The sequence below is a fragment of the Myxococcus xanthus genome (assembly GCF_006402735.1).
Taxonomy (GTDB): domain Bacteria; phylum Myxococcota; class Myxococcia; order Myxococcales; family Myxococcaceae; genus Myxococcus; species Myxococcus xanthus_A.
Genome location: NZ_CP017174.1, coordinates 8,497,222 through 8,512,089, shown reverse-complemented (window position 1 = coordinate 8,512,089; position 14,868 = coordinate 8,497,222). Strand labels below are relative to the sequence as shown.

Sequence of the window (14,868 nt, the reverse complement as noted above, 5' to 3'; positions counted from 1 at the left end):
ATCTAGCCTCCGCGCCGCCGCCTGCCTGGACTTATGTCAGGGGTGTCCGCCGTCACACCCTTCCTGGCCCCGGAACGCCGTGGCCGGGCCGGGCGGGGCACCAGCTGGTGGAAGAGGCTGGATTCCCGCTGGAAGAAGCCTTCCGTGTGGAAGGAAGCTGGCAGCTCCAGCAGAAGAAAGTCCAGGTGGTGACACAGCTCGTGCAGCAGGGTGCGCAGGTAGGTGCGGAAGGCCACCACCCGCGCGTGCTTCGCGGTCCGCATCCACAGCTGGATGCGAGGGCGACGGCCCCGCTCCAGGGTGTACATGCCGTGCAGCTCGCCGGTGGTGGAGGAGGGGCGGACCTCCAGCACCTCCACCCGCGGCGCGAACAGGTCCAGCCGCTCGCAGAGGGCGTCGCTCAGCCGGGCGGTGGCGTGCTCGGTCTCCGGTTGCCGGCCCGTGGCCAGGGCTTCGCGCAGCGCGGCCACCAGGGGCTCCAGCGTCCGCGGCTCGCGGAGCCGGAGCGCGCTCACCGAGTCACTCATCCGGTAGACGCGCTGCTGGGCGGGGGTGAGGGTGTCGTAGTAGGCGAAGGTCACGGTGCGCCGGTCCGGCACAAGCTTCCCACCCGCGCCCGCTGCTGGCTACAGGCCGCCGGCCTCCAGCGCGCCGCCCAGCCTGGGGAAGGGCTGGGTGAGCTGGGGCAGGGCGAGGCCGGAGCGGGCCACCGTGTTGCTGACGATGACCCAGTCGCGCGGCGGTGTTCTCGTTTGCCGTCCACGGGGCGGGGCACATACCTTCTACCGCGCGTGGAAGGACGTTCTCAAGAGAAGGCCCCGGCTTGCCCGGAGCCACGCGAGCAGGTGCTGGCGCTGCTGCGCCGGTACGGTTGGAACGCCACCTCGTTCCAGGTGCTGCAGCCCGGCTTCCGGTACTGGTTCGACCCGGCGGGCGACGCGTGCGTGGCGTACGTGGACACGGGCGGTGCCTGGGTGGCGGCCGGGGCGCCCATCGCCGCGCCGGAGCGGCTGGCTTCGGTGGCGGAGGGCTTCCGCGTGGCCGCGCGAGCAGTGGACCGGCGCGTGTGCTTCTTCGCCACCGAGCCGCGCTTCATGGAGCTGGCCCCCATGGCGTCGTTGCCCATCGGCGAGCAGCCCGTCTGGGACCCGGCCCACTGGGACGACGTGGTGCGGGGCAGCCGCAGCCTGCGTGAGCAGCTTCGCCGCGCTCGCGTGCGAGGCGTGAAGGTCCGCGAGGTGCCCGTCACGGAGCTGGGAGACCCGCTGCACCCCACGCGGCGAGCGGTGGAGTTGCTCAAGGCGCGCTGGCTGGCGTCCCGTCGCATGGCGCCCATGGGCTTCCTGGTCCAGCTTCGTCCCCACGCCTTCGCGAGCGAGCGGCATGCCTTCGTCGCGGAGGTGGAGGGCGAGGTGGTGGGCTTCCTGTCGGTGTCGCCCGTGTATGCCCGCGAAGGCTGGTTCCTCCAGGACCTGCTCCGGGACCCGGAGGCGCCCAATGGCACCGCGGAGGCGCTGGTGGACGCGGCCATGCGCGCGGCCACCGCCACCGGGCGGCGCTACGTGACGCTGGGACTGGCGCCGCTCGCGGGGCCCGTGCGGCCATGGCTGCGACTGGCGCGGGCGTGCGGCCGGCCGCTCTTCGATTTCGAGGGCCTGCGCGCCTTCAAGGGGAAGTTCCGCCCCGACGCCTGGGTGCCCATCCATCTGTCCTATCCTGAGCCCCGGGGTGGGCTGGCGGCGGTGTACGACGCGCTGCGGGCCTTCGCGCAGGGCGGCCTGTTGCGCTTCGGCATCGCCACGCTGCTGCGGCGTCCGCGCCTGCTGGTGCACGCGCTCGCCGTGCTGCTCGTTCCGTGGACCGCGCTGCTGGCGCTGCCCTCCACGGCGCGCTGGTTCCCGTCCGTCCAGGTGCAGTGGGCGTGGGTGGTGTTCGACGTGGGCCTGACGGTGGGGCTCTTCTCGTTGGTGCGGCGTTGGCGGGACTCCCTGGCCACGGTGCTGGGCGGGCTGACGGCGGCGGACGCGTGTCTGACGTTCGTCCAGGCCGTCACCTACAACGTGCCGCTCGCCCGGAGCCCGCTGGACGGGGCCATCATCGCCCTGGCCGTGCTCGCGCCAGCGACGGCGTCCGGGTTGCTCTTCAGCTCCCGCGACCTGCGCCTGCCCGGACGCTAGCCGTCAGATGTACGCGCCGCTGTCGGGCATCTCGTCCTCCGTGGGGACGGTGGCGCCATGGCCGGGGTGGAGGAACACCTCACCATGGTCCACCCGCGCCACCAGGTGGAAGCTCACCATGAAGTCGCGGCTGGGCGGCCAGCCCTGCTCCAGCTCGAAGTGCGTGTCTCCGATATGCACCACCGTGCCGAGCCTCCGCCCGTGCTCGTCCCTCACGGCCATGCCCTCGCGCAGCTCTCCTGGGTCCCACATGACGCCCTCCTTTCGCGAAAGATGCACGCGCCCGGGATGTTCGGCAGCCCACGCAAGGGCGAACACAATCTGGACCGCGGCGCGGGAATAGTGGTGGTTTCTGGAAAGAGCTGGCTTGGCCCGGCGTCTCGATTCCCCGCGGCCGCGAAGGAAGCGGCGCCTCCGCCCGCCGACCTGCCACCGGGCGTGTCCGCGGTGCTGTGGAAGCTGTCCGTTCCAGCCGGAGTACATGAGGGACTTCCAGAGGGTCTTCGGCAGCGAGGTGAACGTCGACGACCTGGCGACGGCATCGCCGCTTTCGAGCGCACGCTGTACTCCGGCAACGCCCGGTTCGACCGCTTCCTCACCGACGACTCGAAGGCGCTCACCGCATACCAGGTGCAGTTGGGCCGCGTGGCGCTGGTGCGCGACATGATCAACGGGTGCATCGAGAACCCGGCGCGCGGCAGGCCGCTGGCGGATGGTGACCCGCGGATGCGCGCCGTGGAGGCGTACATCTACGCCAAGCGCGAGGGCGTGAAGCTGGACTCCGGGAAGAAGTAGGCCCGCTCAGCGCCCCAGGCCCGGCACGGCGTCACGCTTCCGCTGGAAGAGCCGCCGAGGCTCCCACAGCGGGCGCGTGGCCTGGACGACGGAAGGCTGGCCCAGCAGCACGGTGAGCAGCGCCCCCGCGCCCAGCGCGAGGGCGACGCCCACGGGCCCCTGGAGGAACGCGTACGCGCCCACGTGCTCGGCGGCTCGCACGACGAAGCCGTGCAGGAGGAATGGCGCCAGGCTCCGTCCACCCAGCCGCGTGAGCGTGCTTTCCTGACGCGGGCTGAGCGTGAAGAGTGCCCATGTCAGCGCCAGTGCACCGCAGAAGAGCGCCGCGCGCGCCGCCATGCCTGTGAGCGCCGTGGCACCGAGCACCGCGTAGCCGCTGCTCCCGTAGAGCCACTGTGGCGCGGGCGCGGGCAGGGCACCCATGGCCACCGCCCCGATGCATGCGCCCAGGCCCACGGCCAGGGACGCCGCGAGCACGAAGCGCCAGCCTCGGGTGTTTCGAGGGGCCAGCAGCCACTCCCTTCGCGTCAGGTGACCGGCGACGAAGCAGGGCAGGAACACGAACGTCCGCGACAGGCCGAACAGGTAGCCCACCCAGGGGAGCAGGCCCGCGACGAGCGCCAGCGCTACGGCCCACATCAGCGGCTTGGGCAGGCGGAGGAGCAGGGGCAGCATCAGCCGCCAGCACCCGAGGCTCAGCAGGAACCACAGCAGCCAATACGGCTGCACCAGCCAGTGGGAACTCCAGCCCCGGCCGAGCACCCACGCGTCGAAGGTGACGTACAGCACCTGGAACACGGCCAGCGGCGCGAGCTGCCCCCAGGCGATGGCGCTCAGCGCACGGGGCCCGCTGTCCGCGCGGGACAGGTGGCCGGAGAGGAACGCGAAGGCGGGGATGTGGAACAGGTACAGGCCGGAGTAGAGCGCCTTCGCGAGCGGCTCCCGGCCGAGCAGGGGCTCGAGCGCATGCCCCATCACCACCAGGGTGATGAGGATGCCTCGCACGTTCTCGAACAGCGGGATGCGGCCAGCGGTCGTCACAACCTCAGTAGAGAAGCCCATCTCGAGGCTGAACGGGAGGGGGAGCTCCGTTTCGGCCACCGCGAAGCGGACGTTCACGACAACGCCCCTGCCGGTGTAACGCAGGATGATGTGCCAGGACAGCCTCTGGCCGATAGTCAACGCACGCACCCCGCTCGCCCGCGCGCGTGTGTCAGGCAAGCACGTGGACCGGAGATGCACGTGTCCTGGAGCGAGCAGCGGCGCTCCCGGACGCTACGCGGGGCCCTGGAACCCCCCGGCCCGGAACGTGAGTACCAGCGTGTCCCGGTAGCCGGTGTCTCCCTGCGGTTGGATGGGCGTGCTCTCGTGAATCACGCGCTCATCATCCAGCAGCAGCGCGGACCAGGGCTCCGTCAGCGTGAAGCGCAGGCCGTTGGGACCGTCGCCTTCGAAGACGCGCGTCTCACCGCCCTTGATGCCCTCGCGGCCCACGAGCAGCACCGCCACGAAGTCCACGCCATCCCGGTGCGCGCCCTCGGGTGTGGGCCGGCCGATACCGTCGGTGGTGTCGATGCGGAACTGGTGGGCCTCGACGTACCAGGGGCGCTCGCCCTTGAGCTGGGAGCAGCACGCGGCGATGCCGCGAATCAGCCCCGCCCACACCGGCTGGGACACGATGTCGGGCTGCACGGGCTCGAACCAGCGCTCCATGCCGCCGTGAAGCGCGTTGTATTCCACGGGCTGCCAGTGCGCGCGGTGAGGCACCTGCGTCACCGAGGCGCCGTCCACGATGAAGCAGGAGTGCCGTCGTGAGCGGTAGCGGCCACCATCCCGGAGGAAGCCATCCAGCGGCAGCTCGTTCCAGGATGGCCGCAGTGCGTCCAGCGCGGGCGAGTCGATGCCTGCGAGCTCGCAGAGGCCGTCGCGGGTGAGCACGGCGTAGCCATGCCCGCTGAGGGCCGTGGGGACTTCGGACGCGGGGGTGACGGGGGGCTGGAAGCTCATGGGCGTCGGACTCAGGGAGACGGGCCCGCGGAAGCGGGGAGGGGCTGGAGGAAGGGAGCCGGAGGCGCGCGCTTCAAGGCCTCGCGGAAGTCGCTGTCCCGGGAGGGAACGCACACAGTGAAGCCATCCTCCACGCCGCAGGTGACGCGGTCGCCAAGGCGCTGGAAGAGCGGCAGCGTGGGGCCTCCTCCCGCCGCGCGCACCCACGGCCAGAGCCGCTCTCCCTTGTCGCTGGGGCCTGTCATCACCACCTGCTTCCACTCCTGAGGTCACCACGCGCGGAGCCGGCCGTTCCGGGGGCGTATGTGGCGGGACCCATACTCCCTTGCAGGCCATCACCGCCAGTCCCGATGCGATGCGCGCGCGACGGGCGCTCGCGGCCCCGCCAGCACGGCCGCCGTGGCACAGGCGTTATGGTCGGGGGAATGAGCGGCGGCTCGGTCTGTTGGGGGGGCACCTCGGGCATCGGGAGATGAGGACATGAGAAGGGCGTACGTGGCGTCGTTGCTGACCGGGTTGTTGACCTCCTCCGTGGCGACGGCCGAGGCCCCACCCCAGGACCCCTTTCTGTGGCTCGAGGAGGTCCAGGGCGAGAAGGCACTCGAATGGGTTCGCGCACAGAACGCGCGGACGCTCGCGGTGTTGGAGAAGGACCCGCGCTTCGAGACCTTCCACGCCCAGGCGCTCGAACTGCTCACCTCCACCGACCGCATTCCCTCACCCGGCTTCCGGGCTGGCGGCGTGGACAACTTCTGGCAGGACCGCGGCAACCCCCGAGGCATCTGGCGGCACACCTCGCTGGACGGCTACACGCGCGCCCAGACACCGTGGGAGACGGTGCTGGACGTGGACGCGCTGGCGAAGGCCGAGAAGGCCAACTGGATTTGGAAGGGCAGCAACTGCCTGCCTCCCGCGGACCAGCGCTGCCTCGTCTCCCTGTCCAACGGAGGCAAGGACGCCGTCGAGTTGCGCGAGTTCGACGCCGCCGCGAAGCACTTCGTGGAAGGCGGTTTCCAGGTCCCGGAGGGCAAGCTGTCCGCATCCTGGCTGGACTTGGACACGCTGCTGGTGGGGCGCGACTGGGGCGGGGACACGCTCACGGAGTCGGGCTATCCCTTCGTGCTCAAACGTTGGAAGCGCGGCACGCCGCTGTCGGAGGCGCAGGAGTCCTTCCGGGGTGAGCGCACCGACGTCTCCGCGTCTCCCGTCCTGTTGCGGGACGCGGACGGCGCGCTGCGGGCGGTGCTGGTCAACCGCGCGGTGACCTTCTTCGAGTCGGAGTACTACCTGCTGGGAGACGCGGCGCCCGTGCGGCTCCCGTTTCCCCGAAAGTCCTCGCTCCACGCCTTCGTGGACGGGCAGGTCGTCTTCACGATTGAAGAGGACTGGGGCCGCTTCAAGCAGGGCGCGCTGTTGGCGTACCCGTTGGCCGCGCTGAAAGCGGACCCAGCGAAGGCGAAGCCCACGCTGCTCTTCCAGCCGGGAGCGCGGCAGGCCATCGAATCGGTGGCGGCGACGCGGGGCCAGGTGCTGGTGAGCCTCTATGAGGACGTGAAGGGCGCGCTGGATGTCTACACGCCGGGGAAGAACCGTTGGAGCCGCAAACGGCTGGCGCTGCCGAAGAACGCCTCGGTCGCCATCACGGTGACGTCGTCATCGCATGACCGCTTCTTCGTGAAGTCCCAGGGCTTCCTCGCGCCGACGTCGCTGTGGCTGGCGGATGCGAAGGCGGGCACGGTGAAGAAGGTGAAGTCGTTGCCCGCGCGCTTCGATGCCTCGAAGCTCCAGGTGGACCAGTCCTGGGCGAAGTCGAAGGACGGCACCCGGATTCCGTACTTCCTGGTGCGGCCGAAGGCGCGGAAGCTCGACGGCACGCTGCCGACGCTGGTGTATGGCTATGGCGGCTTCCAGGTGTCCAAGCCGCCCGTCTACCTGCCGGAGGAGGGCAAGTTGTGGATGGAGCGCGGCGGGGCCTACGTCGTCGCCAACATCCGGGGCGGAGGCGAGTTCGGTCCGCGCTGGCACCAGGCGGCCCTGCGGGAGCACCGCCAGCGCGCGTTCGACGACTTCGCGGCGGTGATGGAAGACCTGGTGCGGAGGAAGGTCAGCTCCCCGCGCCACATGGGCATCTACGGCCGCTCCAACGGCGGTGTCCTCACCAGCGTGGCGATGACGCAGCGTCCGGACCTGTTCAACGCGGCTGTCATCGAAAGCCCGCTCATCGACATGATGCGCTACCACCTGCTGCCAGCGGGCGCGTCGTGGGTGGGGGAGTTCGGCAATCCGGAGGTGCCCGGGGACGCGGCGTTCATTTCGAAGTACTCCGCCTACCAGAACCTCCGCGAGGGCGTGCGCTACCCCGCGCCGTACATCACCACGAACACGAAGGATGACCGCGTCCACCCGGGCCACGCGCGCAAGTTCGCGGCGCGCCTGGAGGCCATGGGGCTGCCGTACCTGTATTACGAGAACACCGACGGCGGGCACTCCAACGACTCGGACCCGATGCTCAACGCGCGCCGGTGGGCGTTGCACCACGTCTACTTGTCGCGGCAGTTGATGGACTGAAGTCAGGTGCCTGGCAGTGGTGTGTGGGGAGCCCCGCTGCCGCCGTACATCAGGGCCTGACATTCGCCTATATTCAGCCTTGGAACGGAGGCTGTGCGATGGACGCGGCGAACGCGAAGCAGGCAGGCGCGGTGGTGCTCTTCGATGGGGTCTGCAACCTCTGCAATGGCGCGGTGAACTTCATCATCGACAGGGACCCGAGCTCCTACTTCCACTTCGCCGCGCTCCAATCCGAGCAGGCCGCGGCGCTGCTGGCTCCGTTGGGGCGTGTCCCGGAGGTGGAGCCCCAGAGCTTCATCCTCGTGGAGGACGGCGAGGTCTACGAGCGTTCCACGGCGGCCCTGCGCATCGCGCGGCGGTTGGGCGGGGGCTGGGTGCTGCTCTACGCCTTCATGGTGGTGCCCCGCGTGCTGCGTGACGCCGTCTACCGGCTCGTGGCGCGCAACCGCTACCGCATGTTCGGCAAGGCCGACTCCTGCCGCATGCCCACGCCGGAGCTGCGCGCCCGCTTCCTCTGAGCTGCCCCGCTACGCGAACGGGAGCCAGCTCCAGTAGACGCCGACGGCGAGGCAGGCCACGACCAGGGCCAGGCTCAGCGCGGCGGAGAGCCGTTGTGAGCGTCGTGGGGGCAGCCACGGGGTGGGCGCCGCGCGCTGGAGCATCACCGCGGCCCCGAGCCCGAGTGCCGCGAGCACGGCCCCGCGCATCCCCAGCGACATCTCCGTGAGCGCGCCCAGCGTCAAGCCGAGAGCGACCACGCCGAGCGACTCCGTCAACGCCTCGACGCGGGAGCGGCCCCGCTTGCGCAGCAGGTGGACCAGGAGCCCCGCGGCGATGAGCGTCTGCGCCATCCTCCCGAAGGGAGTAGGGGCGAGCGCCGCGTGAAGTCCCAGGCGCAGCGGTCCGAGCAGCGGGGCATGGCGCGCGCTGGGCTCGGTGGCGGTGGGCTCGGAGTCCCCCAGCACGAGCCGCCGAAGCGGGCGGGAGAGGGCCGCCGGGTCGCCGGCGGACAGGTCGAGGTTGCTCAGCACGATGAAGCCCCGGCGGGCCTCGGGGTGGACTTCAAAGAAGCTGGTGAAGCCTGGCACCGCGCCCGCGTGACCTGCCCGCGCGCGGCTCTCCTCCACACGAACGACGACGCCCCCAGCGTAGTTCTCCAGGGCGGGGCGCAGCCACTGACGCCGCGTCTCCTCCTGCTCGAAGAGGGGCCCCCAGAAGGCGGCGCGCAGCAGCACCGCGAGGTCACCACATGATGCGAAGAGGTTCCCGGAGGCCGCGGTGTCCCGGAAGGCGTCCGCCTCCGTGCCCAGCAGCGCCTCGCGCGTGACAAGCCGCCCCAGCAGGGAGAAGTGCCCCTGGCTCAACCGGGCGCGCTGCGCCTCGTCCGGGCTCACGCCGATGTCTCGCAGGCCGAGCGGCGCGAGGAGCTGCGCCTGGAGCGCGGCTTCGAGCGTCGTCCTCGTGCGCAGGCGCAGCGCCTCGCCCAGCAGCGCGTAGTTGAGGTTCGCGTACCTGAATCGCTCGCCTGGAGGGGCGGCCTTCGCCAGTCGCAGGCCCAGGGGCAGCAGTTCCCGCGCGGTGCTCACGCGGCGGTCCTCTCCCAGTAGATAGGGCAGCCACAGCGGGGGCGGGTCCTTCAGCCCGGAGGTGTGGTGCAGCAGCTCGTCATGGGTGGGCAGCCGCTCGGTGTCCGCTGGCGCCGCGCCCAGCACCCGGGTCAGCGCTGGAGCCACGGTGTCACCCAGGTCGAACTCTCCCCGCTCCGCCATGCGGAGCAGCGCGAGCGCCACCACCATCTTCGACAGCGAGCCGACGCGGAAGAGCGAGTCCTCGGTGAGCGCCGCCTGGGTCCTCGCGTCGGCCACGCCCCGCTTCGCCACGGCGAGCGTGCCCGTGTCGTCGAAGGCGCAGACGACGCCGGACAGGGATGTCTGGTCCACGAAGGCCTGGAGCCGCTGGGGGAGGGGCTCCGCGCCGTGCGTGGCCAAGGCCTGCCCCGGCAGCAGGGCGAGGCACGCGACGCCCAGCCGCCACGGAAACAGCAGGCTCGCGGCGCGGGCTCGCGCCCTCAGGCCGGCGCTCCGAGGCGTCAGAAGACGACTTCCTCGGCGCGCTCGCTGACCGTGACGGGGTTGCAGCGCGGCGTGGTCGGGGTCACCAGGAGGCATATGCTGTAGGAGCCGGGAGCGAGGCCGGAGAACGTCGTGCTCCCGTCGGCGGAGAGCAGCCGGGAGTCCATCGTGGGGCCGGCGATGCTGACGCGCAGGGGCTCCTCGCCGGGGCGGGCGTCGCGGTAGATGACGTGGATGGAGCCCTCTCCCATGGGGAGGGACAGGTCCATCCGGGTGGTCTGCCCCGCGGCGATGCGCACCTTGTTGAGCGAGCGCGTGCTGGACGTGCCGTTGCGGATGAGGCTCACCCCCGCCATGTGCTCACCCTCAGGGATGCCCTCGATATGGAACGCCCCGCTCGCGTCGGTCGTGGCCATCAACTGAGCCGTCGTCGAACTGCTGAGCATGACGCTGATGAGCAGGCCCGCGGTGGGCTGTCCCCCCAACTGGACCGTCCCCGCGATGCGGCCGGTGGCCAGCAGCTTCAGCACGGGCTCCGTGCCGCTCAGCGGCGTGGGCGCGCTGCGGCCGAGCGTGGGGTGCTCCGCGGCCAGGACCCGTGCATCGGCGGGCAGGTTCCCCAGCCGGAACTGGCCCTGGACGTCCGTGCGCGCGGAGGCCGTCTGCCCCAGGATGGCGGCGTCCTCGGACACGAGCGAGTAAGCAGAGCCAATGAGCCGGCTACCGGCGTGAACGGTGGCGTCCGGGACGGGCTGGCCGCTTGGGTCCACCACCATGCCTTCCAGCGTTCCGCCTGGCGTGAGGAGGAACTCGCCCGCGTCCGACTCGCGGCCCTCCACCACCACGGCGGTGCGCAGCGGCGCCGCGGCGTAGCCCGGCGCCCGCACCTCCAACACCACGTTGCCGGAGGGGACGCCCGCGACGTGGAACGACCCGCCCCCCAGCACCTGCGCGACGCGCTCGCCGTGGGACACGAAGCTCACCATGACGGAGGTGAGGGCGCGGTTGTCGGTGGTCCGGACGCGGCCGTACAACGCGCCCACCTCAGGGACCTCCAGGATGACCTTGTCTCCCGCTGAGACGCTCTTCGTCACGAGTCCGCCGCCGGAGGCGCGGGTCGCGGACAGCTCGAAGCGGCCCTCGCCGAGCCCTCGCAGGCGGAAGCGTCCCCGCTCATCCGCCTGGCCCTCCATCACGGTGTGGCCTCCGGTGGTGCGGAGCACGAGCGCGGCGCGGGGGACATTCTGGCCCGTGCGGGTGACGACGTGCCCCTCGATGTCGCGCGCCTCCTGGAGCGTCAGCTCGACGCCCTCGTCGCCCCCTTGAACGGTGAGGAGTGTGGAGGACAGCTCCTCCTTGCGGGCGTAGGCCAGGTAGGCGCCAGCGACCACGCCCGCCACTCGGAACTGGCCGTAGGGGTCCGTGCGCACGGTGAGCTCGGGGCTGGCGCCGAACTCCACGCGCCGTTTGAGCACGACGGTGGCGTCCGGAATGGGCGCACGCGTGACGTCCATTACCCGCCCGGCGATGGCCGGGCCGCTGCCCAGCCTCAGTTGGAGCTTCTCTGCGCGTGCGCCGGTCCAGCTCAGCGCGGGGGCGCGCCCCAGGCCCAGCTCGGGATGCTGCGCCTCGACCTCGAAGGTGCTCCGCGGCAGGTCATCCCAGGTGACAGTCCCATCCGCTCCTGTCTCGCGTGAGCGCGTGTCGCCGCGGATGCCGAGCCTGGGGGTCAACCGCACCGTCGCCCCGCGCGCGGGAGCGCCCCGCGCGTCCAGCACCTCCACGGTGAGCGCGGCAGAGGTCGCCAGGCGCACGACGAGGGGCGCGGTGTCCGCCTGCGCCTCGCCCCAGCCGCGTGGGGGGACCTCCTGCGTCACGTGACCCCGGGCGGAGACGCGCAGCCGGTCGGCGAAGGCTGCGCTGCGAAGCGTGGCCAGCCCGGTGTCGTCAGCGAGCGCCACCTCCTCCGGGGTGCCCGCTTGTAGCAACTGGACGCTCGCGCCAGGCAGCGGGCTGTCGTCGCGCTGGGTGCGCACGATGACGCGCAGCCCCCGGGTCGGCGCCAGCCGCAACGTGACTTGCCGGTCGGCGTCCAGGCGCATGCTCACCTGCGGGCTGGCCTGCGAGCCGCAATCCGCCGAGAGGCTCAGGTCCCGCTGTGTCGCGACGATGAAGCGGAAGCGCCCCTGCTCGTCGCTGACCTCGTTCATCGCGTCGCCCGCCTGCTCCACCCGGACCTGGCACCCTGGCACATGGGCGCCGTCCGCGCTGACGACAGTCCCCTCCAGGAGCGCGTCCTCCAGCTCGGGCGTGGGCTCGTCGCCGGGCGCGCTTGGCATGGAGGGGGCGGCGCCGACGCGCGAGGGCCTGGCTGTGGAAGCGCTGACGGGCGGGGTGGACCGCCCGGTCTCCGCGGTGAGTCGCGCCTCGGGGGAGGGGGGCGCGTCGGAGAGACTCCAGACGACGAGCCCCGCGGCGATGAGTAGCGCGACGCCGAGCGCGACGCGTCCTGGTGAAGGTTTCATGGCCCTGCCTTGAGGCGAAGGGGGGCCCAGGCGTCTGCCTGGAGCACCCTCAGGGGTGGCGGTCGGCACGCGGAGCGTCCGTTGCCCAGGGGGGCGCGCTCAGGAGCTCCGCGGTTGAGCGGGACGCCGGGGGAGTGGGTTGAGCCGAAGGCTGGGCGCTCGTCGGCGAAGAAGGGCACCTGTGTGGGGGGCTTCCTTCCCCTCCAGGATGCCGTGCTTCATGGAGGGTCGCCCTCGGAGGCGCCTGGCGTGGCGGCTTGTGCGGTGCTCGCGGGTGGGCCCGCCACGGTGGGCGCCACCATGAGGCGCAGCCGAGCCAGCCATTGCTGGGCAACGCGCTTCATCCAGGCATACTCACCGTCGGTCAGCAGCAACAGGTCGACCGCGAGCATCTGGGCCGCGAAGGTGAGGAGGTTCATCGTGCCCGCGATGGCCAGATGGAAGAACAGGCCGCACGCCACCGCGAAGCGGCGCGTCCATTTGTTGGCCACCACCAGCGCCGGGAAGAGCACCTGGAAGAAGACGGTCGTGTACGTGCCGAGCAGCACGATGCCGCTGTTGCGACGGATGAAGTCGGAGATACCGCCCATCCGGTATTCGTGCGCCGTCAGCGAGTAGTAGAGCGCGGTGCCGTCACGCCAGCTCGGGCCGAGCACCTTGGTGAGGCCGGCGGACATGTAGACGATGGCGATCTGCGCGGCCATGGCGAGGATGGCTGCGTTGTGGAGCAGTCCCGCCACGGAGGGCTCGTGGGACTTCTCCGTGCCATCCTTGTTGCGGGCGCCCTCGAGCATCGCGAAGCAGGCGAACCAGATGACGATGCGAAAGACGTTGTCGCCGCCGTCGGCGAGGGCCGGGTTGCGGTTGAACAGCGACGTCATGAGGACGGCGTGGACGGGCGTGAGCCACCGGGTGGCTGTGCCCAGGGTCCAGGTGAGGGCCACCGCGCAGGTCAGGAGGTAGAGCGCGTCGAGGGCGAGCGGGGTGGTGACGTAGTTGAAGATCGACAGCAGGGCGGGCGCTGGCGCTGACTGGTCCTTCGGGTAGATGCCGTTCGGCCCGAAGAAGTAGTGCCGGTAGGGAAGGCACGTCATCAGGAAGTACAGTGACGCGCTGCCGGAGACGACGCGGAAGAGGGACGCGCCCACGCGCATTCGCGGGACGGAGATTTGCCTGAGGAAGTCCTCGAAGCGAGCACGGGAGGTCATGACGGAGGCTCTGGGTTAGAGGGGCGCGACCTGCACGTAGGGCTGCCAGCCCAAGTCGAAGGGGCGGTGCTCGAGCGTCGGTGACTCCATGTAGCGCTGCGAGTACTTGGGCACGGACTCCAGCATCGCCATGGGGCGCACTTCGACCACCTCCTGGTTCGGATAGAGGCGGCGGCACTCGGCGGAGGCCACGCGCGTTATCAGCACCTGTCCCTTGCGGTAGGATTGGTCCCGGTGCTCCTGATAGTTCTTGCGTAGGACATCGAGCTCCGGCAGCGCCTTGTCCTCAATGCGCCGCTCCAGGTCCGACTTGCGCAGGAACAAGACAGGCAGCGGGCCGACCTGAGAGCGCATCAGGTAGGTCGCGGGCGTCAGCCGCAACGAGCGGTTCATCTCTTGGAGGCGCAGGCTGACATTCACGACCGGCGTCTCCTCGATGCTCCCGTCCGCTCCCCGCACCCGGCAGCTGACCAGCACCATCTTGGATTCGTAGGGCGGGTTGGGCGCGAACAGGCCCCAGTGCTGCGAAAAGGCGGGCTGCATGTAGGCGTCGACGATGGGCCGCAGCCTCACGTTGATGGGGTTGGCCGGCAACACGTCCAGCAGGGTGAATCCGAAGTGGACCCCCAGCGTGATACACGCCGCGGCGAAGGCGAGCGCCAATGGCCAGGTTCGCTGTTGTTTCATGGCGGTGTTCTCAGCTCGGGGTGAGGCGTGCTTGAGACTCGACTCATGTCCACGAGGATGGTGCTCCAGATGACTGGAGCACCATCGACGCGGGGTGCGGTCAGCACACGCTAGGGCTGACCACGCCTCGTGGGATTACTTCGACATCAGTTGTCGAACAGGACGTCGGGGGACGTCGTCGGGGCGAACTGGGGGCGCTGCTGATCCTGGAAGTGGTGGTGGAGCACCTCGGCCGCGAGCGCGCCGGCCACGAAAGCGACGGCCAGCGCCGGGACGACGGCGACTTCCTGCGGCCCCTTCACCGCGTTCGCGGTCAGCGCCGCGTCCACGCGCGAAGAGGAGGGGGCGGCCAGAGACCGGGTCTGGGCGAAGCTGGACGCCGCGAGCAGGGTGGTGGCGGCGACGGCTGCGATCTTCATCTTCATGGTGTTGCTCCTCGTTGTGGGCTCGCCCACCGAGACATTCGGAGTAGCGGCCCGTCTCCGGCCTGCAGACGGACTGACTGCAGTCGGTGCCGTGCGACACGACACAGCCCTAATGCGGCTTGTATCAGCCGGGTTTGCTCGTCAGACATCGGTGCGCGGGGGCGCGGACGAACCAACCGGGTCGCGAAAGGGTCGAAGGGGGACAGTGACCAGGTGCCCGCGTGAGCGCGGCGCGAACTTTCATCGTGAGGTGCCCCATGAAGTGCTGGGGGAGTCCGAGTGCGTGATGAGCCGTTGCATTCGAGGAGTCAGGTCGCGAAGAGCAGGGGGCCGCTGGCGCGGCTCGGACGCACCAAGCCACATGGATGGCGTGGCAACGCGCTAGATGAGTCAAATGTGTGGAC

General features: G+C 70.6%; 14 protein-coding genes. 4 read left to right on the top strand and 10 right to left on the bottom strand.

All coding sequences use genetic code 11. The features are described from left to right. Nucleotides 1-2: 2 nt before the first annotated feature. The gene (locus BHS09_RS35105; protein WP_140795714.1) at nt 3-581 is read right to left on the bottom strand and encodes a Wss1p-related putative metallopeptidase; all 579 of its coding nucleotides are present in this window, start codon (nt 579-581) and stop codon (nt 3-5) included. 210 nt (nt 582-791) lie between these two features. Between BHS09_RS35105 and BHS09_RS35100 the strand changes: the two genes are divergently transcribed. Further along, nucleotides 792-2,177 carry a bifunctional lysylphosphatidylglycerol flippase/synthetase MprF gene (locus BHS09_RS35100; protein ID WP_140800229.1) on the top strand — a complete coding sequence of 462 codons (1,386 nt, stop codon included), beginning with the start codon at nt 792-794 and terminating at the stop codon, nt 2,175-2,177. 3 nt (nt 2,178-2,180) lie between these two features. Here the strand turns inward: BHS09_RS35100 and BHS09_RS35095 are convergent, their stop codons facing one another. Beyond that, a complete protein-coding gene (locus BHS09_RS35095) occupies nt 2,181-2,429 on the bottom strand; it encodes a hypothetical protein (RefSeq protein WP_020477966.1) in 249 nt (82 codons plus the stop codon). 36 nt (nt 2,430-2,465) lie between these two features. On the opposite strand from BHS09_RS35095, the gene BHS09_RS35090 reads away from it, so the two are divergent. Then, nucleotides 2,466-2,972 (top strand): hypothetical protein, encoded by a 507-nt coding sequence (locus BHS09_RS35090; RefSeq protein ID WP_140800228.1) that lies wholly within the window; start codon nt 2,466-2,468, stop codon nt 2,970-2,972. Between the two features lie 6 nt (nt 2,973-2,978). Here BHS09_RS35090 and BHS09_RS35085 read toward each other — a convergent pair whose 3' ends face one another. The 3 genes from BHS09_RS35085 to BHS09_RS35075 all read right to left on the bottom strand — a co-directional run bounded on the left by BHS09_RS35085 (nt 2,979) and on the right by BHS09_RS35075 (nt 5,224). Next, nucleotides 2,979-4,091, bottom strand: coding sequence for an acyltransferase family protein (locus tag BHS09_RS35085; RefSeq protein WP_237080018.1), 1,113 nt, complete (start codon nt 4,089-4,091; stop codon nt 2,979-2,981). A 156-nt stretch (nt 4,092-4,247) separates the two neighbouring features. Beyond that, nucleotides 4,248-4,979, bottom strand: coding sequence for a 2OG-Fe dioxygenase family protein (locus tag BHS09_RS35080; protein ID WP_140800227.1), 732 nt, complete (start codon nt 4,977-4,979; stop codon nt 4,248-4,250). Between the two features lie 11 nt (nt 4,980-4,990). Further along, the gene (locus BHS09_RS35075) at nt 4,991-5,224 is read right to left on the bottom strand and encodes a hypothetical protein (RefSeq protein WP_140800226.1); all 234 of its coding nucleotides are present in this window, start codon (nt 5,222-5,224) and stop codon (nt 4,991-4,993) included. Nucleotides 5,225-5,459: 235 nt separating this feature from the next. On the opposite strand from BHS09_RS35075, the gene BHS09_RS35070 reads away from it, so the two are divergent. Both BHS09_RS35070 and BHS09_RS35065 read left to right on the top strand, forming a co-directional pair. Next, nucleotides 5,460-7,547: a prolyl oligopeptidase family serine peptidase gene (locus tag BHS09_RS35070; protein WP_140800225.1), complete on the top strand. Its 2,088-nt coding sequence runs from the start codon at nt 5,460-5,462 to the stop codon at nt 7,545-7,547. Nucleotides 7,548-7,645: 98 nt separating this feature from the next. Continuing rightward, nucleotides 7,646-8,065 carry a thiol-disulfide oxidoreductase DCC family protein gene (locus tag BHS09_RS35065; protein WP_140800224.1) on the top strand — a complete coding sequence of 140 codons (420 nt, stop codon included), beginning with the start codon at nt 7,646-7,648 and terminating at the stop codon, nt 8,063-8,065. A gap of 9 nt (nt 8,066-8,074) precedes the next feature. Here the strand turns inward: BHS09_RS35065 and BHS09_RS35060 are convergent, their stop codons facing one another. The 5 genes from BHS09_RS35060 to BHS09_RS35040 all read right to left on the bottom strand — a co-directional run bounded on the left by BHS09_RS35060 (nt 8,075) and on the right by BHS09_RS35040 (nt 14,464). Further along, nucleotides 8,075-9,535: a serine hydrolase domain-containing protein gene (locus tag BHS09_RS35060; protein WP_161605194.1), complete on the bottom strand. Its 1,461-nt coding sequence runs from the start codon at nt 9,533-9,535 to the stop codon at nt 8,075-8,077. A 101-nt stretch (nt 9,536-9,636) separates the two neighbouring features. Continuing rightward, complete coding sequence (locus BHS09_RS35055) at nt 9,637-12,144, bottom strand: carboxypeptidase-like regulatory domain-containing protein (protein ID WP_140800222.1); 2,508 nt, start codon at nt 12,142-12,144, stop codon at nt 9,637-9,639. Nucleotides 12,145-12,362: 218 nt separating this feature from the next. Next, a complete protein-coding gene (locus BHS09_RS35050) occupies nt 12,363-13,352 on the bottom strand; it encodes an HTTM domain-containing protein (protein WP_140800221.1) in 990 nt (329 codons plus the stop codon). A gap of 15 nt (nt 13,353-13,367) precedes the next feature. Continuing rightward, on the bottom strand, nt 13,368-14,039 hold the full coding sequence (locus tag BHS09_RS35045) for a DUF5819 family protein (RefSeq protein ID WP_140800220.1): 672 nt from the start codon (nt 14,037-14,039) through the stop codon (nt 13,368-13,370). Nucleotides 14,040-14,185: 146 nt separating this feature from the next. Next, nucleotides 14,186-14,464 carry a hypothetical protein gene (locus BHS09_RS35040; RefSeq protein WP_140800219.1) on the bottom strand — a complete coding sequence of 93 codons (279 nt, stop codon included), beginning with the start codon at nt 14,462-14,464 and terminating at the stop codon, nt 14,186-14,188. Nucleotides 14,465-14,868 lie beyond the last annotated feature (404 nt).

Coding starts and splice junctions, on each gene's coding strand:
- BHS09_RS35095 (WP_020477966.1), bottom strand. CDS start 2,429: ATGTGGGACCCAGGAGAGCTGCGCGAGGGCATGGCCGTGAGGGACGAG.
- BHS09_RS35090 (WP_140800228.1), top strand. CDS start 2,466: ATGTTCGGCAGCCCACGCAAGGGCGAACACAATCTGGACCGCGGCGCG.
- BHS09_RS35080 (WP_140800227.1), bottom strand. CDS start 4,979: ATGAGCTTCCAGCCCCCCGTCACCCCCGCGTCCGAAGTCCCCACGGCC.
- BHS09_RS35075 (WP_140800226.1), bottom strand. CDS start 5,224: ATGACAGGCCCCAGCGACAAGGGAGAGCGGCTCTGGCCGTGGGTGCGC.
- BHS09_RS35070 (WP_140800225.1), top strand. CDS start 5,460: ATGAGAAGGGCGTACGTGGCGTCGTTGCTGACCGGGTTGTTGACCTCC.
- BHS09_RS35065 (WP_140800224.1), top strand. CDS start 7,646: ATGGACGCGGCGAACGCGAAGCAGGCAGGCGCGGTGGTGCTCTTCGAT.
- BHS09_RS35055 (WP_140800222.1), bottom strand. CDS start 12,144: ATGAAACCTTCACCAGGACGCGTCGCGCTCGGCGTCGCGCTACTCATC.
- BHS09_RS35050 (WP_140800221.1), bottom strand. CDS start 13,352: ATGACCTCCCGTGCTCGCTTCGAGGACTTCCTCAGGCAAATCTCCGTC.
- BHS09_RS35045 (WP_140800220.1), bottom strand. CDS start 14,039: ATGAAACAACAGCGAACCTGGCCATTGGCGCTCGCCTTCGCCGCGGCG.
- BHS09_RS35040 (WP_140800219.1), bottom strand. CDS start 14,464: ATGAAGATGAAGATCGCAGCCGTCGCCGCCACCACCCTGCTCGCGGCG.